The 24046-nt window shown below is 41.6% G+C and carries 19 protein-coding genes and 4 pseudogenes; 12 read left to right on the top strand and 11 right to left on the bottom strand.

Annotated features, from left to right (window positions below; translation table 11 throughout):
• Nucleotides 1-312 precede the first annotated feature (312 nt).
• Complete coding sequence (locus tag HT736_RS11915; RefSeq protein WP_172930662.1) at nt 313-2988, top strand: LPXTG cell wall anchor domain-containing protein; 2676 nt, start codon at nt 313-315, stop codon at nt 2986-2988.
• A 159-nt stretch (nt 2989-3147) separates the two neighbouring features.
• On the opposite strand, the gene HT736_RS11540 is transcribed toward HT736_RS11915, so the two are convergent.
• The 3 genes from HT736_RS11540 to HT736_RS01025 all read right to left on the bottom strand — a co-directional run bounded on the left by HT736_RS11540 (nt 3148) and on the right by HT736_RS01025 (nt 4381).
• The gene (locus HT736_RS11540; protein ID WP_240154016.1) at nt 3148-3363 is read right to left on the bottom strand and encodes a hypothetical protein; all 216 of its coding nucleotides are present in this window, start codon (nt 3361-3363) and stop codon (nt 3148-3150) included.
• 37 nt (nt 3364-3400) lie between these two features.
• Nucleotides 3401-4030 (bottom strand): MBL fold metallo-hydrolase, encoded by a 630-nt coding sequence (locus HT736_RS01030; RefSeq protein ID WP_023933220.1) that lies wholly within the window; start codon nt 4028-4030, stop codon nt 3401-3403.
• Nucleotides 4031-4156: 126 nt separating this feature from the next.
• On the bottom strand, nt 4157-4381 hold the full coding sequence (locus HT736_RS01025; protein ID WP_338149171.1) for a hypothetical protein: 225 nt from the start codon (nt 4379-4381) through the stop codon (nt 4157-4159).
• Nucleotides 4382-4760: 379 nt separating this feature from the next.
• Here HT736_RS01025 and HT736_RS01020 point away from each other — a divergent pair, with 379 nt between their 5' ends.
• On the top strand, nt 4761-6983 hold the full coding sequence (locus HT736_RS01020) for a bifunctional (p)ppGpp synthetase/guanosine-3',5'-bis(diphosphate) 3'-pyrophosphohydrolase (protein WP_001123816.1): 2223 nt from the start codon (nt 4761-4763) through the stop codon (nt 6981-6983).
• Nucleotides 6984-7012: 29 nt separating this feature from the next.
• Nucleotides 7013-7456, top strand: a complete 444-nt coding sequence (gene dtd / locus HT736_RS01015) for a D-aminoacyl-tRNA deacylase (protein WP_023933223.1) — start codon at nt 7013-7015, stop codon at nt 7454-7456.
• A 31-nt stretch (nt 7457-7487) separates the two neighbouring features.
• On the opposite strand, the gene HT736_RS01010 is transcribed toward dtd, so the two are convergent.
• Together HT736_RS01010 and HT736_RS01005 are read right to left on the bottom strand one after the other, a co-directional pair.
• Complete coding sequence (locus tag HT736_RS01010) at nt 7488-7907, bottom strand: hypothetical protein (protein WP_172930660.1); 420 nt, start codon at nt 7905-7907, stop codon at nt 7488-7490.
• A gap of 163 nt (nt 7908-8070) precedes the next feature.
• Entirely contained in the window at nt 8071-8721 is a 651-nt protein-coding gene (locus HT736_RS01005) for a metal-dependent transcriptional regulator (protein WP_081529985.1), read from the bottom strand.
• Nucleotides 8722-8832: 111 nt separating this feature from the next.
• Here HT736_RS01005 and HT736_RS01000 point away from each other — a divergent pair, with 111 nt between their 5' ends.
• Both HT736_RS01000 and HT736_RS00995 read left to right on the top strand, forming a co-directional pair.
• A complete protein-coding gene (locus HT736_RS01000; RefSeq protein WP_172930659.1) occupies nt 8833-9675 on the top strand; it encodes a metallophosphoesterase family protein in 843 nt (280 codons plus the stop codon).
• Nucleotides 9676-9750: 75 nt separating this feature from the next.
• Nucleotides 9751-10188 carry an Rrf2 family transcriptional regulator gene (locus tag HT736_RS00995; protein ID WP_001166796.1) on the top strand — a complete coding sequence of 146 codons (438 nt, stop codon included), beginning with the start codon at nt 9751-9753 and terminating at the stop codon, nt 10186-10188.
• 208 nt (nt 10189-10396) lie between these two features.
• Here HT736_RS00995 and HT736_RS00990 read toward each other — a convergent pair.
• A pseudogene (locus HT736_RS00990) lies at nt 10397-11470 on the bottom strand (DUF2974 domain-containing protein).
• 154 nt (nt 11471-11624) lie between these two features.
• Here HT736_RS00990 and HT736_RS00985 point away from each other — a divergent pair.
• A complete protein-coding gene (locus HT736_RS00985) occupies nt 11625-12302 on the top strand; it encodes a response regulator transcription factor (protein ID WP_000548991.1) in 678 nt (225 codons plus the stop codon).
• Nucleotides 12295-13269 carry a sensor histidine kinase gene (locus HT736_RS00980; protein WP_054393109.1) on the top strand — a complete coding sequence of 325 codons (975 nt, stop codon included), beginning with the start codon at nt 12295-12297 and terminating at the stop codon, nt 13267-13269. The genes HT736_RS00985 and HT736_RS00980 overlap by 8 nt, the downstream gene beginning before the upstream one ends.
• Before the next feature lie 46 nt (nt 13270-13315).
• Here HT736_RS00980 and thrS read toward each other — a convergent pair whose 3' ends face one another.
• The 3 genes and pseudogenes from thrS to HT736_RS11535 form a co-directional block, all read right to left on the bottom strand.
• Nucleotides 13316-15259 (bottom strand): threonine--tRNA ligase, encoded by a 1944-nt coding sequence (thrS, locus tag HT736_RS00975; RefSeq protein WP_050261660.1) that lies wholly within the window; start codon nt 15257-15259, stop codon nt 13316-13318.
• 40 nt (nt 15260-15299) lie between these two features.
• Nucleotides 15300-15508: pseudogene (locus HT736_RS00970) on the bottom strand (hypothetical protein).
• Nucleotides 15509-15581: 73 nt separating this feature from the next.
• Nucleotides 15582-15942, bottom strand: a pseudogene (locus HT736_RS11535) (hypothetical protein).
• A gap of 205 nt (nt 15943-16147) precedes the next feature.
• On the opposite strand from HT736_RS11535, the gene rpsO reads away from it, so the two are divergent.
• Nucleotides 16148-16417, top strand: a complete 270-nt coding sequence (rpsO, locus tag HT736_RS00965; RefSeq protein WP_001018251.1) for a 30S ribosomal protein S15 — start codon at nt 16148-16150, stop codon at nt 16415-16417.
• Between the two features lie 813 nt (nt 16418-17230).
• Nucleotides 17231-17842 carry a CadD family cadmium resistance transporter gene (locus HT736_RS00960; RefSeq protein ID WP_049487351.1) on the top strand — a complete coding sequence of 204 codons (612 nt, stop codon included), beginning with the start codon at nt 17231-17233 and terminating at the stop codon, nt 17840-17842.
• 290 nt (nt 17843-18132) lie between these two features.
• Here HT736_RS00960 and HT736_RS00955 read toward each other — a convergent pair whose 3' ends face one another.
• Nucleotides 18133-18882, bottom strand: a complete 750-nt coding sequence (locus HT736_RS00955; protein WP_050261659.1) for a 1-acyl-sn-glycerol-3-phosphate acyltransferase — start codon at nt 18880-18882, stop codon at nt 18133-18135.
• A 131-nt stretch (nt 18883-19013) separates the two neighbouring features.
• On the opposite strand from HT736_RS00955, the gene HT736_RS00950 reads away from it, so the two are divergent.
• On the top strand, nt 19014-21350 hold the full coding sequence (locus HT736_RS00950; RefSeq protein WP_172930658.1) for a cation-translocating P-type ATPase: 2337 nt from the start codon (nt 19014-19016) through the stop codon (nt 21348-21350).
• Between the two features lie 561 nt (nt 21351-21911).
• Here HT736_RS00950 and HT736_RS00945 read toward each other — a convergent pair.
• A pseudogene (locus HT736_RS00945) lies at nt 21912-23251 on the bottom strand (IS1380 family transposase).
• 381 nt (nt 23252-23632) lie between these two features.
• On the opposite strand from HT736_RS00945, the gene HT736_RS00935 reads away from it, so the two are divergent.
• Both HT736_RS00935 and HT736_RS00930 read left to right on the top strand, forming a co-directional pair.
• The gene (locus tag HT736_RS00935) at nt 23633-23824 is read left to right on the top strand and encodes a helix-turn-helix transcriptional regulator (RefSeq protein ID WP_023934097.1); all 192 of its coding nucleotides are present in this window, start codon (nt 23633-23635) and stop codon (nt 23822-23824) included.
• Nucleotides 23825-23916: 92 nt separating this feature from the next.
• Nucleotides 23917-24046 (top strand): IS630 transposase-related protein (locus HT736_RS00930; protein WP_238375689.1); only part of this gene is annotated, 130 nt, incomplete at its 3' end.

The raw sequence follows: 24046 nt of genomic DNA, 5'->3' as shown, positions 1-24046 counted from the left end.
TAACCTGTATTAGACTGGTATTTTTTGTGTATCGTTTAACGGTCGTTACGCGATACACTTAGTTCCCTATCTCTAAAGTAGTTAGCGAGCTTATGGTAACAAAAAATTTAAAAATTATTAAGATATGTAATAGTGTAATAGCTGTATTGTTCAGTTAATGGATAAAGGTTCATTTAAGGCTTCTATCAAGAACATTAAATGTTTAGAGAATGAGTTGGCTCAAAATTTTGCTTTTGTGGTCTTGAAAGGAAGTTGATTTTGTTATTTTATAAGCCTAAAAAGGCAATTATACATTCCCAAGGAGGAAAAATTATGAATAAACTAACTAAACTAGGTATTGTCACTTTCTCTGCTGTAACTCTTAGTGCTGCCGTGCCAACTTTGGTGCGTGCCGAGGAAAACGTTGCGCCGCAGCCAAATGTTGCTGCTAAACCTAATGTTGCTCAACCAACACCTGCACCAAAACCTAATGGTAGCTGGGTTGATTTCAGTATGCTCGACCCAATCGCTAAGCCAAAGCCAGGCAAAGAATTTTCGAAACCTGCTGAAAAGCCGGTAGAAGAGCCCGCGCCTGTCGAAAAACCTTCGACCGAGGGCAACATTCTTGCAAACGGAACAGATGAGGCTATCGCAGAGGACAAGAAAAATGCTGAGATCGAGAAAAAATACAACGTCGATCCAACCAATCAGCTACCCGAGCCAGGTCTACCAATCATAACGCCTGAACCAGAACAACCTATAACAGATTCTGAAGAGATGAAGAAGATGGTGGCGGAAGATTTGGCATACAAAGCTGGCGCAGTCATGTCTATGACTAAAGAAGAGAACGACAAGATTGTATCTGAAGCAAATCAAAAGCTTTACGCTCTTTCTGGAATAGATGCTGATAAACTTCTAAACACGCCAATTCCCGGAACAAATGGGCAAGGCTTTCCTACTTTAGCAGACTGGACTTATCGAGAATACAAAGTCCAAGCAGATTTCTTGGATGCTGATCGTGTCCAAAAATATGGATACACTACTGAATCCAGGATTGATAGTCCAGAACACGCAACAGTTAGATCATTACGGTTCGATACCGATAAAGATGATGCAGATGGAATACTAACAGCAAAAAAATTCTCCGACTACACTTTTAGCCACGTCGTAAAATCAGCTGCAGATCATCCAGATATCGACCCAGATCCAAAAGTTGTCAGAGTCAGTTATGATGCAGCTTATGCTTTGCGTGGTTCTGGCTACAAAAATGGTAAAGGAGATAATCTTTTTCGCTACTATTTTATTTACACTAAAAATAAACCAGTAGAAGAAAAACCAACACCTAAAGATCCGCAACCAGCGGAAACGGAAAAACCTGCTGAAATTTCGAAACCAGCGGAGACAGTTGAACCAACTGTGCAGCCGAAACCAGCTGAGAACAAGCCGGTTGAAAATAAACCAGCTGAAACACCCGTTCCATCTCCAAAACCAGCAGAAAACCCTCAACCAGAGGTTAAGCCTGCAGAACAACCGCAACCTTCTAAACCAGTGGAACCAGCTAAAAATGCTGGATTGCAAAAGATTCCTTATAGAACCAACCAGCCAAAACGTTGGTTTAATAACGGAACAGGTCGCCCTACTCTAACAACAAACGACCTTGCTGCTCCACTTCCTGCTGAAAATGTAGAAAAAACATCTTACGGTTGGTGGACAGCTGAACCAGACTTGCTTCATGCAGGATCTCATATAAAAGTAAATACTTTTAATTCGAATTTCAATAATCCGATGTTCGAAAACGGTAAAGAGATAAAATTTAAAGGTAGCGGATTTGGAGATATGGACAGTAGGTTTAAACCTGCTCTTGTTCGAGTAAAAGTTCCAGAGTTGGAAGGAATGAACTACGAAGCTTATACAATTTTCTATGAAGTTCCTAATAAAAATGGAAATCCAACTTACGGAACAAATCGAACTCTCCAAGGTGGTGGCATCTCTTTAACTATCAAATCAAAAGAGAAGAAAGAAGATATTCAGGTTTATACATTAACTAAGGATAGAAAACTGGAAGAACTCTATTATCCAGGATTCCCAAGTGAAGAAACAAATCGCTATGATGAGAAAACTAAAACTCATTCATACAATCTATTTGGTGAAACCTACGATACTTACGTTTTCTTGTTTAAGAACCCTGCTGAAAAACCAGCTGATCAACCACAACCTGCTAAGCCAGAGAAACCAGCAGAAAAGCCAATCGAGAAACCTGTAGTTCCTGACACACCAAAACCAGTTGTACCAGCTGTTCCAGATCAACCACAACCTGCTAAGCCAGAGAAACCAACTGAACAACCTGTGAATCCAGTTGCTCCAATAACACCGACAACTCCCGTAACGCCTACGCTTAATCCAGTCATCCCAAACAATACTCGTGTTCTTTCGAACAAAGGTGGAAGCGTTCAAGTGCATGGTTCAGAAGCAACACTCAAAAATGTCAGCTATATCAAGGTAGAAGAAACCAAGCCGACTTCACTTGAATCAAAAGACTACAAGGCATTTGACATTCATCTGTATGACGCGAATGGTAAAGCTATCCAGCCAAATGGCATGGTTCTAGTAAGTCTTTCTGCTGATAAGCCAGTTGAAAATGTTTACTATGTTGCTCCAGATGGTACTTTACAGGCATTGAAGTTCAAACAAGATACAGATAAGGTTACTTTTGAAACCAATCACTTTAGTATCTATGCTATGACTTTCAAAGTTGCCGCAAGCCGCAATAACGGAGGTAGTACAACTCCTGTTCCAGTTGTAAATAGTAGTAATACTGAACAAAAAGGAAATGACGCAAGTAGTACAAAAACTCAAGCTGAGTCGTTAGCAACTAAGACTGAAACTATTTCGAAACAAGTAGCTAAGACTTTGCCAAATACTGGAGAAAATCACTCAATTCTCGCCACCCTATTTGGAATGTTAACTCTAACTGCTGGATTATTTAGCTTTCGTAAGGAGTCAGAATAACTCCAATTCATAGTTTATCTATCAAATATTTTAGACTGTGAAAAAATCAATTTGAGGAGATGATTTAGAAAATCTTTTCATGATAAAACGCATAATATCAAATTATCTACATCTGATATTATGCGTTTTTTATAATTCTAATACTCTTCGAAAATCTCTTCAAACCACGTCAGCTTCGCCTTGCCGTAGATATATGTTACTGACTTCGTCAGTTCTATCTGCAACCTCAAAACGGTGTTTTGAGCTGACTTCGTCAGTTCTATCCACAACCTCAAAACAGTGTTTTGAGCTGACTTCGTCAGTTCTATCCACAACCTCAAAGCAGTGCTTTGAGCAACCTGCGGCTAGTTTCCTAGTTTGCTCTTTGATTTTCATTGAGTATTAAATTGTGCTATCGATTGTCATCATCTTGCTAGAAAAAGGGATTGAAGGCCTTTTCGTGAGCGATAGTAGTAGCTGGACCATGTCCTGGATAGACATCGTAGTTTGGTAGGGTGAAGAGTTGGGTCTGGATACTATGAAGGAGTTGCTCTGTACTACCAGTCGGAAGATCCGTCCGTCCAATTGTTTCGCGGAACAGAGCATCTCCCGTCAAGACTAGGTGAGCATCAGGAAAGACTAGGGAAACACCACCGATAGAGTGCCCTGGGGTCGGTAGAACCTTAAAACGAAATTCCTCTAGTTGGTATTCTTCGTGAAAGACAAAGGTGTGTTCTGCAGGTTTTGTGACCACATCTGCCATATCATCGTGGCGAGGGAGACCGGAGAGATTATCGACAGGAGTGTAGAGCCAGCTGGCTTCGCTCTCTGCGATATAGACAGGAGGATTGCCAAAGGTCTCGCGAACCAAGTCCAGACTCATGATATGGTCATAATGAGCGTGGGTCAATAGAATGGCACAGATCGGTTTGTTGAGGTTCTCGATTGTCTGACGAATGGCTTCCCATTGACTACCAGGATCTACAACGATGAGGTGTTTTTCACCTTCCAGGTAATAGGTGTTTTCATAGGCAACAGGATTCACAGTTTTATGGATTTTCATTTTATCTCCAATCTCAAAGAATGTACTAAATTAAGTATAGCACAGTTAGGGAGAATAGGTAAGGATTTAGAATGAACTTAAAAACCAGCATGACTAGATGAAGACAGGCTGGTTATCAATTTATCACTATTGGAGAGGTGTCAATTGCCCTTCATAGGTTGCATAAACTCCGTCATTAGCTTGTTTGATAGATGTGATGTTTAGAGTGCCACCGTAGTTGGCTTCTCGTTTATCGCTATATTCACTATAAGTTATCCTATTGGGCAGGTTCTGATCCTTAGCATAGTATTGAACGACTGTTTTTTTATAACTTTGCTGGCTGAATAGGAACAGGCAGCTAACTCCTAACACTAGGAGAGCAAAGATAGAAATAGCAGTTTTTTTCATAGGTGTTCTCCTTATAAACTAAAGGATAAAAGAAAGTATTTTGAGGATTTTAATTCCAAAATCCAGTCAAGGTACCAGTGTATGTGATACGAGTTCCACCGTTTATCTTTCGTATATTCAATGGAATTGGGGAAGTCAAAAAGTCTTTGGGTTACAATATGGTTTCCGTTCTTCTATCTCTCCTTCTATCACCTAAGTTTAAAATCTAACTTCGTAGTATATTATGGACCAATAATTCAGAATTATCAAGCAATTCTGAATTGTTTTTTTCTTATTCTGTTCCAATCTAGTTTTCATATTCTTAAAAAAGTGATAAAATGGTAGGAAGAATTGGAGAGTAGAGATGCCAAAAGAAGTGAATTTAACAGGCGAAGAAGTTGTCGCTTTAACCAAAAAATATTTAACGGAAGAGGATGTCCATTTTGTCCATAAGGCCTTGGTCTATGCGGTGGATTGTCATAGTGGTCAATACCGCAAATCAGGCGAGCCTTATATCATTCACCCTATTCAAGTGGCAGGTATTCTAGCCAAACTCAAGCTGGATGCTGTAACGGTAGCTTGTGGTTTCTTGCATGATGTGGTGGAAGATACAGATGCGACCTTGGACGATTTGGAAAGAGAGTTTGGTCCCGATGTGCGCGTGATTGTTGACGGAGTCACCAAGCTTGGCAAGGTCGAGTACAAGTCTCACGAAGAGCAGTTGGCTGAAAATCATCGCAAGATGCTCATGGCCATGTCTGAGGACATCCGCGTTATCTTGGTCAAACTGTCTGACCGCTTGCACAATATGCGAACCCTGAAACATCTTCGAAAAGACAAGCAGGAGCGCATTTCCAAAGAAACTATGGAAATCTATGCCCCACTTGCTCACCGTTTGGGGATTTCCAGTGTCAAATGGGAATTGGAAGACCTGTCTTTCCGTTATCTCAACCCGACAGAGTTTTACAAGATTACCAATATGATGAAGGAAAAGCGCAGAGAGCGTGAAGCCTTGGTGGATGAGGTAGTCACAAAATTAGAGGAGTATACGATAGATCGTCACTTGAAAGGGAAGATTTATGGTCGTCCCAAGCATATTTACTCAATTTTCCGCAAAATGCAGGACAAGAGAAAACGGTTTGAGGAAATCTATGACCTGATTGCCATTCGTTGTATTTTGGATACCCAAAGTGATGTTTATGCCATGCTTGGTTATGTGCATGAACTTTGGAAACCCATGCCTGGTCGCTTTAAGGACTACATCGCTAACCGCAAGGCAAATGGTTACCAGTCTATCCATACGACTGTCTATGGGCCAAAAGGACCGATTGAATTCCAAATTCGGACCAAGGCCATGCACGAGGTGGCTGAGTACGGGGTTGCGGCTCACTGGGCTTATAAGAAAGGCGTTAAGGGGCAGGTTAACAGTAAGGAGTCTGCTATTGGGATGAACTGGATCAAGGAGATGATGGAGCTTCAAGATCAGGCTGATGATGCCAAGGAATTTGTGGACTCTGTTAAGGAAAACTATCTGGCTGAGGAGATTTACGTCTTTACACCAGATGGAGCTGTCCGTTCTCTTCCAAAAGATTCAGGACCTATTGACTTTGCTTATGAAATCCATACTAAAGTCGGTGAAAAAGCGACTGGTGCCAAGGTCAACGGCCGTATGGTTCCACTGACAACCAAGCTCAAAACAGGGGATCAGGTTGAAATTGTCACCAACCCCAACTCCTTTGGACCTAGCCGCGACTGGCTCAATATGGTCAAGACCAGCAAGGCGCGCAACAAGATTCGTCAGTTTTTTAAAAACCAAGATAAGGAATTATCTGTTAATAAGGGTCGTGAAATGTTGATGACCCAGTTCCAAGAAAATGGCTATGTGGCCAATAAATTTATGGACAAGCGTCATATGGACCAAGTCCTGCAAAAGACCAGCTACAAGACAGAAGACTCCCTCTTTGCGGCCATTGGTTTTGGGGAAATCGGTGCTATTACTGTCTTTAATCGTCTGACTGAAAAGGAACGTCGTGAAGAAGAACGTGCCAAGGCCAAGGCTGAGGCAGAAGAACTTGTCAAAGGTGGCGAGGTCAAGGTTGAAAATAAAGAAACCCTCAAGGTCAAGCATGAAGGTGGTGTGGTCATTGAAGGTGCTTCTGGTCTCCTAGTGCGGATTGCCAAGTGTTGTAACCCCGTGCCTGGTGATGATATTGTCGGCTACATTACCAAGGGTCGTGGTGTGGCTATTCACCGTGTGGACTGTATGAACCTGCGCGCCCAAGAAAACTACGAGCAACGTCTCCTTGATGTGGAGTGGGAAGGTCAGTACTCTAGCTCAAATAAAGAGTATATGGCTCATATTGATATTTATGGCCTCAACCGTACAGGATTGTTGAACGATGTACTGCAAGTTCTCTCAAACACAACCAAGAATATTTCAACAGTCAATGCCCAACCAACCAAGGATATGAAATTTGCCAATATCCATGTGTCCTTTGGCATTACCAACCTCTCGACGCTGACTACGGTTGTGGACAAGATTAAGAGTGTGCCAGAAGTTTACTCTGTCAAACGAACCAACGGTTAATTGTCTGAGTTCTTACTAGAAAGGCTATTATGAAAATCATTATCCAACGTGTTAAAAAAGCCCAAGTCAGTATCGAAGGTCAGGTTCAGGGAAAAATCAATCAGGGGCTCTTATTGCTGGTTGGTGTTGGACCAGAGGACCAAGAGGAAGATTTGGACTATGCTGTGAGAAAACTGGTCAATATGCGGATTTTTTCAGATGCAGAAGGCAGGATGAACCTATCTGTCAAAGATATTGAAGGAGAAATCCTTTCTATTTCCCAGTTTACCCTCTTTGCGGATACCAAGAAAGGCAATCGTCCAGCCTTTACAGAAGCAGCCAAACCTGATATGGCATCAGACTTCTATGATGTTTTCAACCAAAAACTAGCGCAAGAAGTGCCTGTTCATACAGGTATCTTTGGAGCGGATATGCAGGTTGAGCTGGTCAATGATGGGCCAGTTACCATTATCCTAGATACTAAAAATAGATAAGAAAGATCAAGCCCAGCCGGCTTGGTTTTTCTCATCTATCATAAAATACTCCAAAAGAAATCGGTGCTTGATAGGCTTGGGGAAAGTCTTGTTTCAGGATTTTGCAGGTGCGATAGGAAGGGATGAGATGTCCTAGGATGAGGAGAGTCCCCTGAAGGAAAAGTGGGGTACCACTTAAACATATCAAGGAGAGAATCATCAGGATATCCCATAGGAGAATTTGTAAGGCAAAAGACCAGAATCTCGGTCTAATCTGGGAATAGAATTGACTAAAGTGGTCACAAAGCTGGTTAGAAAGATAGGTCAACAGCACAGGGTGAAAGAAAATGAGCCAACCGCTATAAATCAAAATCCAATCCCAAGTAAGCACCTCTTTAAAAGCCAAAATGCCCAGCATGATTCCATCAATGACAAGGAGCTCAATGGTTTTGATGAAGATGATTTTTTTCATGATAAGCCCTCCTTTTTCATCTGTTAGTGACGGAATAGTTTATATAATTATTATACAATATTTAGTTGGATTATGGAAGCGCTTACTACCGTTTTTGATATAAAAAATAGATAAGAAAACCCTGAAAATCAAACTTTCAGGGTTGGTTGGGGTACTTGAGAAATTAGTTGATTTTCTCGACATAGAGTTGTTTGGCAATGTCCATATTCACTTGTAAATCATTGTCTTTATTAAGGATAGTGAAGGTGTTGCTGAAGCCATCAAACTGCTTGACTTGGAGCTGGTCACCGATGTGAAGTGAGTGCTTATCCAGATAATGGAGAATGTCAAAACTATCATGCACCCGAGTCAGGCGGTAGGCGCCAGCTTCCTTGATATCAGCTAGTGGCAGGTTATTGATTTCAACGAGGAGTTCTCCCTTGGCAGGAATAGTTCCTCCGTGGGGGCAGGTTTTAGGGAAACCTAGCAGTTTATCTAGTCTTTCCACGAACAGGTCAGAGACAGTGTGTTCCAAGACCTCAGCTTCCTCGTGAATCTGGTCACTTGTATAGTCTAAATGATGAACTAGAAAAACTTCAATCAAGCGGTGCTTACGATAGAGCTCAGAGACCAGTTTGAGGCCGAGGTCAGTCAGTAGATAGCCACATTCCTTGTCCTTTAGGATGAGGTTTTCACTCTTCATCCGTTTGATCATTTCAGTTACGGCAGGGGGAGAGACTTGCATGCGGGCAGCAATTTCCTTGTTGGTGATTTTATGCAGGTCTATACCAATTTCATAAATACATTTTAGATAATCTTCTTTATTTGGGGTCATTCGTTTCCTCTTGTCTAATATCTTTATCTAGTATATCAAAAAAAGCTAGATTTCTCTAGCTGTGACTTTTTATGTTATACTTATTGCAAGAGAAAAAACGAGGAGATGGATATGACGAAAATAGCTCTTCTTTCAGATATTCATGGAAATACCACTGCTTTAGAGGCTGTTTTGGCAGATGCTCGGCAGCTAGGAGTGGATGAATACTGGCTTTTGGGAGACATTCTCATGCCAGGGACAGGGCGTAGAAGGATTTTGGACTTGTTGGCTCAACTACCGATTACAGCTAGAGTTTTGGGAAACTGGGAAGACAGTCTTTGGCATGGTGTCCGCAAGGAATTGGATAGTACTCGTCCCAGTCAACGCTATCTCTTGCGCCAGTGCCAATATGTTTTAGAGGAAATTTCCCTAGAAGAAATCGAATTGCTCCACAATCAACCACTCCAGCTTCATCGTCAGTTTGGGGCTTTGACGGTGGGAATTAGCCATCATCTACCTGATAAGAATTGGGGGCGTGAGTTGATTCATACTGGAGCGCAAGAGGATTTTGACCGCTTGGTGATCAATCCACCTTGTGATATTGCTGTTTATGGTCATATTCACCAGCAGTTGCTTCGTTACGGTACTGGTGGCCAATTGATTGTCAATCCGGGTTCGATTGGGCAGCCTTTCTTTCTAGATGCTCAGTTGCGGAAGGACTTGCGGGCCCAGTATATGATTTTGGAGTTTGATGACAAGGGCTTGGTAGATATGAACTTCCGACGGGTAGACTACGATGTGGCAGCTGAATTGCAGTTGGCTAAAGATCTTAAACTTCCCTATTTTGAGGTTTACTATGAAAGTCTGGTCAATGGGATCCACCATACTCATCATCAGGAATTTCTGAGAGAATTGGCCCAGAAAGAGGGCTACGATCGGGAGTTAGACGACTGGTTAAAAGGTGGTAACGATTGACATTACAACTAAAAAGGGTATAATAAAAGAAAAAGAAGAGTAGAGGCAGGGTAGCCTCGTAAAAAGGAGAAGAGCATGCAAATTCCAAGTAGATTTACCATTGCGACTCATATGCTGATAATCATTGCCCTCAAGGGGAAGGAAAGCAAGGTGACCAGTGATTTTCTGGCTGCTAGTGTCGGGGTCAATCCTGTCATTATCAGAAAAACCTTGTCCCAGTTGAAGAAGGCAGAGCTGATTTCAGTTGCGCGTGGAACAGGGGGAACTGAGATTGTCAAGGATCTCAAGGATATTAGTCTTTTAGATGTTTATCAAGCGGTTGAGTGTCTTGGTAAGACAGGTCAACTCTTCAGTTTCCATGACAATCCGAATCCAAATTGTCCAGTTGGAGCTCATATTCATGATGTTTTGGATCAAAAATTGGAGAGAATCCAGCTGGCTATGGAGGCTGAACTTGGTCAGACCAGTTTAGAGCAAGTCGTGGCCGATGCAGAGAGTCAGATGAAGGAGTAATTTTTTCTTTAAAACAAGAAAAGCTTATGAGAAGGTTTTTATACTCAATGAAAATCAAAAAGCAAACTAGGAAGCTAGCCGCAGGTTGCTCAAAGCACCGCTTTGAGGTTGTAGATAAGACTGACAAAGTCAGTCACATATATACGGTAAGGCGACGCTGACGTGGTTTGAAGAGATTTTCGAAGAGTATTACCTTTTCATAAGCTTTTTATCTATTCTTCCATGCTTGGTAACGGGTATCAATCAATAATTGAGTGAGGCGTCCCATGGTTTCCCTTTCTTCTGGAGTGAGGGATTACGCTTGGACAAAGAGATGATGAATGTGTTCAATCGCCTTTAAGGAAGATAGGTCATTGATAGAAGTAATACCAGAATCAAGAATGGTGCCAAAGAAGAGGTCGAAATAGAGCTGGAGTTCCTCGTCAGGGACTGTGGCCACCCACTCCTTGAAGGTTGTGTCGACTTGTCGGCTATCACTGTTGGTCTTATCCAGCTGGACGAAGTGCTTGTCCTCAATCTGCCAACTAAAGGTATCGTGCTGGGCGATACCACCCAAGGTAGTACTGTGCACGATGATTTGCTGGTTAGGGATTTCCAGCATCATACCGATGATGGAACCTTGTGGGATGAAGACCTTGGTTCTATCCATTAGCCTTTGATAGCCCTCGGTTTGTGTCAGTTCTTTATGGAGACCAGGCGCATCAAAGGTATAAACTGCTGTGATTTGATCCTGTAAACTTTGTTCAATTTGACTAGCAGCATAGATGGCTAGATTTCCTCCCTTGGAATGTCCAGCCAGAATGACATTTTGATTAGGATGGTGGGCAAAAAAGTTCTTTAAATAGCGAAGGGCGTGCTTTTGAGCAGGAATTTCCTTCATATAGGTCAGGTGGAAATCTTCCTTCCAGCCAATGATACTGTCATCAGTCCCACGAAAGACAATCAGATAGGTATCGAGAGTGAGGCGGTAGGTCATAGCCGCAAACTGCTTTTGCAGTTCAGGGTCAATGTCGTTGATAAAATGAGAGAGTTTACAATTTTTGAAGCGTTTGTGTTGAGCTAGCTCATCTAATAGCTGGAGGCGATTTTTGCTGGTCAACATGTTAGGATTCCTTGGAACCTGAGGAGCCAGGTCTAAAAGTCGCTGAGGACTTGTGGAGACCAGATTATCAAAGGAGAGGTAGGTAGCTTCTGTTAAGGCTAGAATGTCTAACTCATTCAATGGAAAGTCGTAAAAGGAATCGTATGCGACATCTTTCAGGTAATCAAAAATATTGGCCATAAGAACTCCTTTCTTTTCTTTATCTTATCAAATTTCCCTCAAATTAGCTAGTAGGATTGTTGCACTTTGTTGGCTAAAAACAAGCTATGTCAAATTCAATTTCAGACATTCGAGCATGGAAAAATCTGTTATAATAATAGAAAAGGAGGAGCGCATGCACAAGATTTTACTAGTAGAAGATGATCAGGTTATTCGTCAACAGGTCGGGAAAATGCTCTCTGAATGGGGATTTGAAGTGGTCTTGGTAGAAGACTTTATGGAAGTTTTGAGTCTTTTTGTCCAATCGGAACCTCATCTGGTCCTCATGGATATTGGGCTGCCCTTGTTTAATGGTTATCACTGGTGTCAGGAAATTCGCAAGATTTCCAAGGTGCCTATCATGTTTCTGTCTTCGAGAGACCAGGCTATGGATATTGTCATGGCAATCAATATGGGGGCGGATGACTTTGTGACCAAACCTTTTGACCAGCAGGTTCTTTTAGCCAAGGTTCAGGGCTTGCTGCGTCGTTCCTATGAGTTCGGGCGTGACGAGAGTTTACTGGAATATGCTGGTGTTATCCTCAATACCAAATCCATGGATTTACATTATCAAGGGCAAGTCTTGAATTTGACCAAGAACGAATTCCAGATTTTACGCGTGTTATTTGAGCATGCAGGCAATATTGTAGCGCGTGACGACCTCATGCGGGAACTTTGGAACAGTGACTTTTTCATTGATGATAATACCCTCTCTGTCAATGTGGCTCGTTTGCGTAAAAAATTGGAAGAGCAGGGCTTGGTAGGATTTATCGAGACCAAGAAAGGGATAGGGTACGGACTGAAGCATGCTTGATTGGAAACAATTTTTTCTAGCCTATCTGCGCTCCCGTAGTCGTCTGTTTGTCTATCTGCTTGCTTTAGCATTTCTGATTTTGCTCTTTCAGTTTTTATTTGCCAGTTTGGGAACTTACTTTCTCTACTTTTTCCTCTTGTGTTGCTTTGTAACCATCTTATTTTTCACTTGGGACATATTGGTGGAAACGCAGGTCTATCGTCAGGAAATTCTCTATGGGGAGAGGGAAGCTCAGTCTCCTTTGGAAAGAGCCTTGGCTGAAAAATTAGAAGCGCGTGAGATGGAACTCTATCAGCAGAGGTCTGACGCAGAAAGAAAACTGACGGATTTGCTGGATTACTATACCTTGTGGGCCCATCAGATTAAGACCCCCATTGCAGCCAGTCAACTCTTAGTTGCAGAAGTGGTCGACCGCCAACTGAAGCAGCAATTAGAACAGGAAATTTTCAAGATTGACTCCTATACCAATTTAGTTTTACAGTACCTGCGTTTAGAAAGTTTTCATGATGATTTGGTCTTAAAGCAGGTTCAAATTGAGGACTTGGTCAAGGAAATAATTCGTAAATACGCTCTTTTCTTTATTCAAAAAGGCCTAAATGTCAATCTACATGACCTTGATAAAGAAATCGTGACGGATAAAAAGTGGCTGCTAGTGGTTATTGAGCAAATTATCTCAAATAGTCTCAAGTACACTAAGGAAGGTGGTCTGGAGATTTATATGGAGGGGCAAGAGCTTTGTATCAAGGATACGGGAATCGGGATAAAAAACAGTGATGTCCTCCGAGTCTTTGAACGTGGATTTTCAGGATATAATGGACGCCTAACCCAGCAGTCATCTGGCCTTGGCCTTTACCTATCTAAGAAAATTTCTGAAGAACTGGGGCACGAGATTCGTATCGAGTCTGAGGTCGGAAAAGGAACGATAGCGCGGATTCAGTTTGCTCAAGTGAACCTAGTCCTTGAGTGAGAATAGACGAAAAAGCCTCCGGACTGGAGGCTTTTATGCTAGGTTCTTATTTCTCAACGCGTGATTTGTTGGCTATATCAGCTAGGATAGCTCCAACAAAATCATCAACTGAGACAGTTTGTGTTTCTTTTTGGCCATAGCGACGAACGTTAACAGTTCCGTCTTCCATTTCCTTGTCTCCAACAATCAATTGGTAAGGAATCTTGCTGGTTTGTGAAGCACGGATCTTGAACTGCATTTTTTCATTGCGCTCATCTACGTCTGCACGGACACCGCGGTCACGGAGTTTCTTGGCCACTTCCCAAGCGTAGTCCACGTGTTTTTCGTTAGATACTGGGATGAGGGTTACTTGGTGTGGTGCCAGCCATGTTGGGAAGGCACCCTTGTAGTTCTCAATCAAGATAGCTGTGAAGCGTTCCATAGTTGAGATAACCCCACGGTGAATCATAACTGGACGGTGTTCTTCGCCATCAGCTCCGATGTATTTAAGGTCGAAGCGTTCTGGAAGTAAGAAGTCAAGTTGGATAGTAGAAAGAGTTTCTTCTTTTCCAAGAGCAGTTTTAACCTGGATATCCAATTTTGGTCCGTAGAAGGCTGCTTCGCCTTCGGCTTCAAAGTAGTCCACACCCATTTCATCAAGGGCTGCACGAAGCATGGTTTGGGCATTTTCCCACATCTCATCGTTGTCAAAGTACTTGTGAGTATCTTGAGGGTCGCGAAGAGAGAGACGGAAGCGGTAGTCAGTCAAGTTGAAGTCTTCATAAACATCGATAATCAACTGAAGGGCACGTTGGAATTCTTCTTGGATTTGTTCTGGAGTAACGAAAAGGTGACCGTCGTTGAGAGACATTTCACGCACACGTTGAAGACCAGTGAGGGCACCAGATTTTTCATAACGGTGCATCATACCGATTTCAGCGATACGGATTGGCAACTCACGGTAAGAGTGAACATGGTGTTTGAAGACTTGGATGTGGTGTGGGCAGTTCATTGGACGAAGGACAAATTCTTCCCCGTCACCCATGTCCATAGTTGGGAATATGTCTTCTTGGTAATGATCCCAGTGACCAGAAGTCTTGTAAAGTTCAACAGAAGCAAGTGGTGGAGTATAAACGTGTTGGTATCCAGAAGCCAACTCTTTGTCAACGATGTAGCGTTCCAACTCACGACGAATAGTCGCACCATTTGGCAACCAGAATGGAAGTCCTTGTCCCACTTCTTGTGAAATCATAAAGAGGTCAAGCTCTTTACCAAGTTTACGGTGGTCACGTTCCTTAGCTTCTTCACGCATTTGAAGGTAGTTTTTCAAGTCTTTCTTGTCAAACCAAGCTGTACCGTAGATACGTTGCATCATAGCGTTGTCGCTATTTCCACGCCAGTAAGCACCTGCTACATGGAGAAGGTGGAAGATTTGGATACGACCTGTTGATGGAACGTGAGGTCCACGGCAGAGGTCTACATATTCACCCTGACGATAGATAGTCAAACCGCCTTCGTCTTCTGAGTGTTCTTCAATCAATTCCAACTTGTAAGGGTCATTTTTGAAGATTTCACGTGCCTCGTCTTTAGTCACTTCTTCACGAATAGATGGGAAGTTTTCTTTGACGATTTTTTGCATTTCTTCTTCGATACGAGGAAGGTCTTCGTTAGAGATTTGACCAGCTGTGTTGTCAGTATCGTAGTAGAAACCATCTTCGATGGCTGGACCAACTCCCAAGTGAATGTCTGGGAAAAGACGACGAGCTGCTTGGGCGAACAAGTGAGCAGCTGAGTGACGCAAGATTGGAAGGGCATCTTCGTGATCAGGTGTTACAATTTCGATGCTTCCATCTTCAGTGATAGCACGAGTAGTGTCGATGAGTTTGCCGTTGAATTTACCAGCCAAGGCTTTTTTAGCTAGGGAATTGCTGATAGATTGGGCAATTTCAAAAGTTGTAACGCCAGATTCGAATTCACGAACAGCGCCATCTGGGAAAGTAATGTTAATCATGATGTTCTCCTTACTTATATTATTGACGAATGTGTTAACCCTATTCTGAAAATAGGGACAGAGGATTTTGAAAGCTAGAAAAACAAAAAGCGACATCCTCAAAAGGACGTCGCAACGTGGTTCCACCTTCATTTATGTGCCTCAAAAAAGAGGGACACCTCTGATTGGCTCTAACGTGGCCACCGTTTTATGTTTGCATAAAAGTCAGTAGAGTAGTATCAGTATAGTCTTTCTATGCGTTCTCAGCAACCACGCACTCTCTAGTAGAAAGGGACTAAGTGACTTGTCTCTATGGATTATTATAGCATGATTGTGAGATTTTTCAAGGATTTTGTGAAAGTTTTTTGTTTTTCATTTTTGCAGAATATGCTTGATACCAATACCGGAAGCCATGCCGATCAGAGCAAAGGTTTCATAGGCTAAAAAGTAGACAATGCTAAAATCGTGGAAAGAAATGATAGTAAAGCAAAAGAGCAATCCAATGTCAAAAGGGAAAAAGGGAAACGGTAACCGTAAAGAAGAGAAACGATGAAGGTTACTAACGGAGAAAAGATAAAGATATTTAGAAGATGAGTCCTAGCAGATTGGAACCGGATGAGAGCAGTGAAAATAATTCATAAAGAGGCCAATAAAAAGAAGAATATGACCAGATAGTAGGTGAGATGGAAATAGAATTTACGCATGATAATCACCTCGTTTTAAAAAAACAGACAACTTAAATCTCTTGCTATGATTATTATAGCATGTTTAAAACAAGAAAGTAAATCTGTTGACAAAGAAGTTAGTTATTGGTAGAATAGTGAATGTCGTAAAGACAAATAACTTCTTCTTGGTTACAGGCATGCCAACCTGTCACTCGGATGAAGCCAAATAAAAAGGAGAAACATCATGGCAATCTCAAAAGAGAAAAAAAATGAAATCATTGCACAATATGCACGTCACGAAGGTGATACAGGTTCAGTAGAGGTTCAAGTTGCTGTCCTTACTTGGGAAATCAACCACCTTAACGAACACATCAAACAACACAAAAAAGACCACGCTACTTACCGTGGATTGATGAAAAAAATCGGTCGCCGTCGTAACTTGCTTGCATACTTGCGTAAAAACGACGTTAACCGTTACCGTGAGTTGATCAACTCTCTAGGACTTCGTCGCTAATTCAAGATACAAAGGCCGTCAAAAGCACAAAGCAAAAATAGGAAAATTGACGAAGAAACTTCAGTTTCTAGGAGATTTTATCTTTTTTGCCAAGTGCTTAGGCCATGTTCAATTGAGCATATCTTGATAATAAAGCTACTCTAAATTGGGTAGCTTTTTTGCGTTGTCACCTTACCTCGCTATACTCAAGTATAATCTTCGGTTACGGTTCCTAGCACTGTAAGGTAAAATAAACCAGCTTTTCTCCCTTCGGGGAGATTTTTTTTGTTTCACTGAAAGTTTCGTACGATCTTCGCCTCGTCGCCTAGTCTATAAACGATTTATCTAGCAAGAATCATGATGCTAAGGGCGTCAAAAATCCGTATGAAAATAGGGAAATGGCACAGTGTTCGATGAGCACAAGGAGTTTCATCTTTTTCACTAGGATTTTAGCTCGGGCTAAAATCAGCTCTCTGACTTCAGAGGGCTTTTTTATTGAGGTTTTATCGGTAACAATTTTGGAGACTACAAAAACCTCAAACGGTATCAGCTAATTACACCATAAAGGTGCGCAGTTACTCGGCTTTTCAAGCCGAGTAGCTGTATGCAAGCCCCCTAGAAGAGCCCACTCTTTACAAAGTAAAGTATAGTACGTTATACTTTACATGGAAGTAGTCACTGAATTCCAGTTAGAAATTACTTTGTAACTACGTTTTGAGGAGGAGTAAAATGCTTTCCTATGTTCGACATTACCCACTAGCGATAGCTAAATTAATGTGTCTGTGCTCTCCTAAAATCTGCTGATTTATTACTGACCAATACAGGAGGTTTTTTATGGGACAGACAATCATATCTGCTATTGGTGTTTATATTTCCACCAGTATCGATTATTTAATTATTTTATTTATTTTATTTGCACAGCTATCACAGAATAAACAAAAATGGCATATTTATGCGGGGCAATATCTAGGCACAGGCTTACTTGTAGGGGCGAGTTTAGTTGCTGCTTATGTTGTTAATTTCGTGCCTGAAGAATGGATGGTTGGATTGCTTGGTTTAATCCCTATCTATTTAGGGATTCGCTTTGCAATTGTTGGAGAAGGTGAGGAAGAAGAGGAAGAAATTATTGAAAGATTAGAACAAAGCAAGGCAAATCAACTGTTTTGGACAGTTACATTGCTAACAATTGCGTCTGGCGGAGATAATTTAGGTATCTATATACCTTATTTTGCTTCATTAGATTGGTCACAGACCCTCGTGGCCTTGCTTGTGTTTGTAATCGGCATAATTATCTTATGCGAGATTAGTCGGGTGTTATCCTCTATTCCCTTAATATTCGAGACAATTGAAAAATACGAGCGAATCATTGTGCCCTTAGTATTCATTCTACTTGGACTATACATCATGTATGAAAATGGCACGATAGAGACTTTTCTGACCGTGTAGATTTTTTTGTTTCACTAGGATTTTAGCCCGAGCTCAAATTAGCTCTCTGACTTCAGAGGGCTTTTTTATTGAGTATAAATGGACAATCTTAACGTTACTCTATTGTAGAGTGGCTTTCGATTTGATTAGGAGATTCTTATAAATATAGTAAAATGAAATAAGAACAGGACAAATCGATCAGGATAGTCAAATCGATTTCTAAAAATGTTTTAGAAGTAGAGGTGTACTATTCTAGTTTCAATCTACTATATAAATGAAAACCTTAGCTGTTTGGCCAAGGTTCATTTCTTCTATGCAAGTTCTTCTCTTTTCTTATCTGGGTTCCAGATGAAGCTTGCGATAAAGCTAAAGATGATGGTTAGGATAGCGAGGATAATAGCAAGGATGAGGGCAGGGATGCGGATAAACCACCAGAGTGGATTTGGTTTTTTATCATTGTGCCATTGTTTCGTTTCTTGATCCAGACGTTGGAATTCTGTTTGAATACGATTGGCGACTGTTTCAATGCCTTCATCATTCATTTTCTTGATATCTGAGATATCGATTGGATTTCCAAAGTTCATATCCACACGCTCACGGCTAACCAAGCCTTTCAAGGTCATAGGACCTGTGTAGGTAACCGGCATGATACGGACCTTGGCCATTTTGGCAATCAGAGCTACGCCCCCCTTGACATCGTTTGAGTGACGGCTCCCACTTGGAAACATGATGAGAGAGCGGTCACTTTTTTTGAGAACATTGATAGGGTATTTGATGGCTGAGGCGCTAGGATTTTCACGGTCGATAGGAAAGGCACCACACATACGAATCCACCAGCCAAAGATACGGTTGGTAAAGAGTTCTTTTTTTGCCATAAAGATAAACTGTTTTGGCTTGGTCGCAAAGGCCATATAAACTGGATCCCACCAAGTGCGGTGAGGCGCAACCAAAATATAATTTTCATCTTGATTAGGAATTTTATCAGTATTATGATAGTGGGCATTGCCATTGATGGACCATAAGAGCAATACAACTAATCCACGCAAATAAGTATAAAACATGCGATCTCCTTCGATTGTTTTCTTGTTATTATTATACCTTATCAAAGGAGGGCTGGCAAACTTTTCCCTTGACTAGATGCATATTTGGGATGAAATTAGAATTCTGTTAAAAAAATGATATAATAGAATTTATGGATAAAAATAAGATTATGGGATTAACCCAAAGAGAAGTCAAGGAAAGACAGGCTGAGGGTTTGGTCAATGACTTTACCGCATCAGCCAGTACCAGCACTTGGCAAATCGTTAAACGAAATGTCTTTACCCTTTTTAACGCTTTGAACTTTGCCATTGCTTTGGCACTAGCCTTTGTGCAGGCTTGGAGCAATTTGGTCTTCTTCGCTGTTATCTGCTTTAACGCTTTTTCTGGAATTGTGACCGAGCTACGGGCCAAACACATGGTGGACAAGCTCAATCTCATGACCAAGGAAAAGGTCAAGACTATTCGTGATGGCCAAGAAGTGGCTCTGAATCCGGAAGAATTGGTGTTAGGAGATGTGATTCGTCTGTCTGCTGGAGAGCAGATTCCCAGTGATGCCTTGGTTTTGGAAGGCTTTGCGGAGGTTAATGAAGCCATGTTGACGGGGGAAAGTGATTTGGTGCAAAAGGAAGTGGAAGCCTTGCTTTTGTCAGGAAGTTTCCTAGCCAGTGGGTCAGTTTTATCTCAAGTTCACCATGTCGGTGCAGACAACTATGCTGCCAAACTCATGCTTGAGGCTAAGACCGTTAACCCCATCAACTCCCGTATCATGAAATCGCTGGACAAGTTGGCTGGTTTTACTGGGAAGATTATCATTCCCTTTGGTCTGGCTCTCTTGCTGGAAGCCTTGCTTTTAAAAGGCCTGCCTCTCAAGTCATCCGTTGTAAACTCGTCGACAGCTCTTTTGGGAATGTTGCCTAAGGGAATTGCCCTTTTGACTATTACTTCGCTCTTGACAGCGGTGATTAAGCTGGGCTTGAAAAAGGTCTTGGTGCAGGAGATGTACTCTGTTGAGACCTTGGCGCGCGTGGATATGCTCTGTCTGGACAAGACGGGTACCATCACCCAAGGAAAGATGCAGGTGGAGGCTGTTCTTCCGTTGACGGAAACGTATGGTGAAGAGGCTATTGCCAGCATCTTGACTAGCTACATAGCCCATAGTGAGGATAAGAATCCAACTGCCCAAGCCATTCGCCAGCGTTTTGTGGGAGATGTTGCTTATCCTATGATTTCCAATCTTCCCTTCTCGAGCGACCGCAAGTGGGGGGCTATGGAGTTAGAAGGTTTGGGGACAGTTTTCTTAGGGGCACCTGAGATGTTGCTGGATTCTGAAGTCCCAGAAGCCAGGGAGGCCTTGGAGAGAGGGGCACGTGTCTTGGTCTTAGCTCTTAGTCAGGAGAAATTAGACCATCACAAGCCACAGAAACCTTCTGATATTCAGGCTTTAGCCTTGCTGGAAATTTTGGATCCTATTCGAGAAGGAGCAGCAGAGACGCTGGACTATCTCCGTTCTCAGGAAGTGGGCCTCAAGATTATTTCTGGTGACAATCCGGTCACTGTATCCAGCATTGCCCAGAAGGCTGGTTTTGCGGACTACCATAGCTATGTAGATTGTTCGAAAATCATCGATGAGGAATTGATGGCCATGGCGGAGGAGACAGCTATTTTCGGACGTGTTTCCCCTCATCAAAAGAAACTCATCATCCAAACGTTGAAAAAAGCGGGTCATACAACGGCTATGACAGGGGACGGGGTTAATGATATCTTGGCCCTTCGTGAGGCGGATTGTTCTATCGTGATGGCGGAGGGGGATCCAGCAACCCGTCAGATTGCCAATCTGGTTCTCTTGAACTCAGACTTTAATGATGTTCCTGAGATTCTCTTCGAGGGTCGTCGCGTGGTCAATAACATTGCCCACATCGCCCCGATTTTCTTGATAAAGACCATCTATTCCTTCCTGTTAGCAGTCATCTGTATTGCCAGTGCTTTACTAGGTCGGTCAGAGTGGATTTTGATTTTCCCCTTCATTCCGATCCAGATTACCATGATTGACCAGTTTGTGGAAGGTTTCCCACCATTCGTTCTGACTTTTGAGCGAAATATCAAACCTGTTGAGCCAAACTTTCTCAGAAGATCCATGCTTCGTGCCCTACCAAGCGCTCTCATGGTCGTCTTCAGCGTCCTGTTTGTGAAAATATTTGGGAGTAGCCAAGGTTGGTCTGAGTTAGAAATCTCAACTCTACTCTATTATCTCTTGGGGTCAATTGGTTTCTTATCCGTATTTAGAGCCTGCATGCCATTTACCCTATGGCGTGTCCTCTTGATTGTTTGGTCAGTAGGAGGTTTCCTAGCTACCGCTCTCTTCCCAAGAATTCAAAAACTGCTTGAAATTGCAACCTTAACAGGACAAACATTACCTGTTTATGGTGTCATGATGTTGGTCTTTACCGTGATTTTCATCCTGACCAGTCGTTACCAAGCGAAAAAATAAAGAAAGACTGCAATCTATGTATTGCGGTCTTTTTATACGACGAGTCTATCGTATAGTGGATTGAATCTGGAATAGGACATCATAGCTACTAAAACATTTCTAATACTCTTCGAAAATCTCTTCAAACCACGTCAACGTCGCCTTACCGTACTCAAGTACGGCCTGCGGCTAGTTTCCTAGTTTGCTCTTTGATTTTCATTGAGTATAAAAATTAATTTGCCTTTCCTAATCGATTTGTTCATATATTATTTTAATATACTATAAATCTAATGTGCAAGGCCTACGTGCCTATTATCTATCGGTGAACCCAAGAGCGACCCTCAAGCCTGCTTGTATTGAGGTAGCAGCTTCAAATGTATGTGGCTAGACTATTTGAAGTATGACGAAAGAAACAATACTCTTCGAAAATTACCAGAAAAGTTAGTTAAACTACTATCCTTCTGGTGATTTTGCTTAATTTCTGATGTTCGAGACATGATTGAGGAGATTTGTCTTGATTTTTTCCTAAAAAAGGGCAGACTCCTCCCTTGGTTTGATGCTCGATTTTTAAAATAAGGTGACTTATTCTGTTAGGCATGTTTTCCCCTGCCCTCTAGCTCTATATGGAACAGGGAGTATCAGATTTATCTGGCAGATTGTATCAAATAAGGCTTGAAACTGTTTTGAATAGGCGTATAGACTTGAGAATTTGAGAATATGTCGTCTAGCAGTAGAGACATATTTTCGGCAATATGAAGGAAGAGAGGTCGAAAACGCTTGATAGTCAAGGCCTTTACTTCATCACCAGCTAGCTGCTTTAAAAAGAGGTAGAGATTATAAGCCAGATAGCCCATCATCATACGTACTTCATTCTTAACCATGGTCGAACTATCTGTCTTATCCCCAAAGAATCCTGCTTTCCTTTCTTTGATAAAGTTTTCAGCATTCCCTCGTTCACGATAGAATTGAAACAGCTCCTCACTATCTACACTGCTTAAATTGGTTACAAGAGAGACCACATCATAGAACAATTCCCCTTCCTGTCTTTGGGAAAATTGGCAAACACGACGTGGCTGGCGCCAAGAATCGGCTTTATAAAGGGACTCTGAATAGGAAGAATGAGGTAAAATACTCAAATCCTCTGAACAAGGCAAGGTTAAATCTCCCAAGCGACTCAGAACAGTGTTCCTTTTCAGTTTGGTCAAATAGGCATGACCTCTATCTTCCAGTAAATCATAGAGTTTTGGGCTCACAAAACCGCTATCCATACGAAAAATCAGATGGTCAAACTGCTCTAAAATGGGGTGAATAAGGGCATCTGCTCCTTCTGAACAATAGCGATTTCCAGAACGTAACTGGGCATTCAGACAATAGCCAGTCTGGCTTTCAAAGGCATAAAGGGGATGATAAGCTGTCACCTGATAATGAGCATTATAGTCGGCTCCCTCTTGATGCCCATAAGTGGTAAAATGAGTGGAATCCACATCAACGATAAGACTGGGTTGGCTTTGCATTTGTAAAAAGAGTTGAACCAGTTCAAAGTTTAGTCTTCGCAAGCTCCCAACAGTTGCTTCTGTTGAACGTGACAGAAAGCGAGACAAGGTTGGTTGAGACGCAACTTGTCCAGTTTCCAACAGTTTTGGAAAATAAGCATCTGATTTTAATTTCTTACAGGCATAGTCTATGTCATAGCCTGTAAGGATTTGAAAGAGAAATTGGATGACAATATCGGCATCCGAATAGTGATAATAGCGTCGTTTATCATCGCTCACAAGATGTTTTGAAATAGTTTCTTTTAGATTCAACTTTGTGAAGAGTTCTTTGAAGAGCAGAAGACCAGCTTGATTGGTCAGATTTCCACCATCGAAAGAAAAGTGTGATAAAGTATTGTTTTTCGTAGATTTATTTTATATACTGGTCATTGGAATTTCCTTTGTTTTGATTTTGTTTTCGATTATATCATAAAGGAGAAACTCCCTTTTGTCCAGTAAAAACAGCACCCAATGGGTGAAAAGAGAAAGCACCTAGAATCCTCGGTTTCATATCGATTCTGGATGCTTTTTGTGTTAGGTGTGAATAATTGGGGGAGAAAGAGATTGAAGATTGTCAAAAACAGATGAATGAATATATAGACGAGTATGAACATCAAGTGAGGAGATTGGAGAAATTAGTTAACACTATAAATTTTGCAATTGATAGTAAAGAGAGAGGCTTCAACATCCCATTAGAGTAATTTAAATGTATTTTAATTGTTACAGAAATCGTGATAAAATGATTAGCAGTAGTAGATTGGAGGAAATAGTGTGGGAAGCTTATTAGCTACTCGAATTAAGAGCAGAAGAAAAGAATTGAAATTATCTCAGAAAGAGTTAGCTGAAGGAATTTGTAAGCAAGGTCAGATTAGTCGTTTGGAGAACGGAGAATATACTCCAGGTTCAGAATTATTGCATCAACTAGCTAAAAGACTTAGTGTTAGTATGGATTATTTTTTTTGACGAGCAAATTTTGAATGAGAGTACAGAACTTATTGAGTTTAAAAAAATAGTTATAGTTGCTTAGTTTCAAACAAGCATGTTATAATAAAGCTATGGCATATAGTACAGATTTTAAACAGCGAGCATTAGATTACATCAAAGAGGGGCACAGCCATGTCGAGGCAGCCAAGGTTTTTGATGTTGGCGTCAGAACTCTCTTCACATGGGAAAAGAACTTACGTG

It is taken from the genome of Streptococcus sp. 339 (assembly GCF_013277285.1).
Lineage (GTDB): Bacteria > Bacillota > Bacilli > Lactobacillales > Streptococcaceae > Streptococcus > Streptococcus pseudopneumoniae.
Note: the sequence above shows the minus strand (reverse complement) of the source record. Positions and strands in the feature narration are given on the sequence as shown.

Bases quoted from the DNA above. Each gene is read 5' to 3' on its own strand.
- HT736_RS11540 (WP_240154016.1), bottom strand. From the start codon at position 3,363: ATGAAAATCAAAGAGCAAACTAGGAAACTAGCCGCAGGTTGCTCAAAG.
- HT736_RS00985 (WP_000548991.1), top strand. From the start codon at position 11,625: ATGCACAAGATTTTACTAGTAGAAGATGATCAGGTTATTCGTCAACAG.
- HT736_RS01005 (WP_081529985.1), bottom strand. From the start codon at position 8,721: ATGACCCCAAATAAAGAAGATTATCTAAAATGTATTTATGAAATTGGT.
- HT736_RS00950 (WP_172930658.1), top strand. From the start codon at position 19,014: ATGGATAAAAATAAGATTATGGGATTAACCCAAAGAGAAGTCAAGGAA.
- HT736_RS00955 (WP_050261659.1), bottom strand. From the start codon at position 18,882: ATGTTTTATACTTATTTGCGTGGATTAGTTGTATTGCTCTTATGGTCC.
- HT736_RS01020 (WP_001123816.1), top strand. From the start codon at position 4,761: ATGCCAAAAGAAGTGAATTTAACAGGCGAAGAAGTTGTCGCTTTAACC.
- rpsO (WP_001018251.1), top strand. From the start codon at position 16,148: ATGGCAATCTCAAAAGAGAAAAAAAATGAAATCATTGCACAATATGCA.
- HT736_RS01010 (WP_172930660.1), bottom strand. From the start codon at position 7,907: ATGAAAAAAATCATCTTCATCAAAACCATTGAGCTCCTTGTCATTGAT.
- HT736_RS01000 (WP_172930659.1), top strand. From the start codon at position 8,833: ATGACGAAAATAGCTCTTCTTTCAGATATTCATGGAAATACCACTGCT.
- thrS (WP_050261660.1), bottom strand. From the start codon at position 15,259: ATGATTAACATTACTTTCCCAGATGGCGCTGTTCGTGAATTCGAATCT.
- HT736_RS00960 (WP_049487351.1), top strand. From the start codon at position 17,231: ATGGGACAGACAATCATATCTGCTATTGGTGTTTATATTTCCACCAGT.
- HT736_RS01030 (WP_023933220.1), bottom strand. From the start codon at position 4,030: ATGAAAATCCATAAAACTGTGAATCCTGTTGCCTATGAAAACACCTAT.
- dtd (WP_023933223.1), top strand. From the start codon at position 7,013: ATGAAAATCATTATCCAACGTGTTAAAAAAGCCCAAGTCAGTATCGAA.
- HT736_RS00980 (WP_054393109.1), top strand. From the start codon at position 12,295: ATGCTTGATTGGAAACAATTTTTTCTAGCCTATCTGCGCTCCCGTAGT.
- HT736_RS11915 (WP_172930662.1), top strand. From the start codon at position 313: ATGAATAAACTAACTAAACTAGGTATTGTCACTTTCTCTGCTGTAACT.
- HT736_RS00995 (WP_001166796.1), top strand. From the start codon at position 9,751: ATGCAAATTCCAAGTAGATTTACCATTGCGACTCATATGCTGATAATC.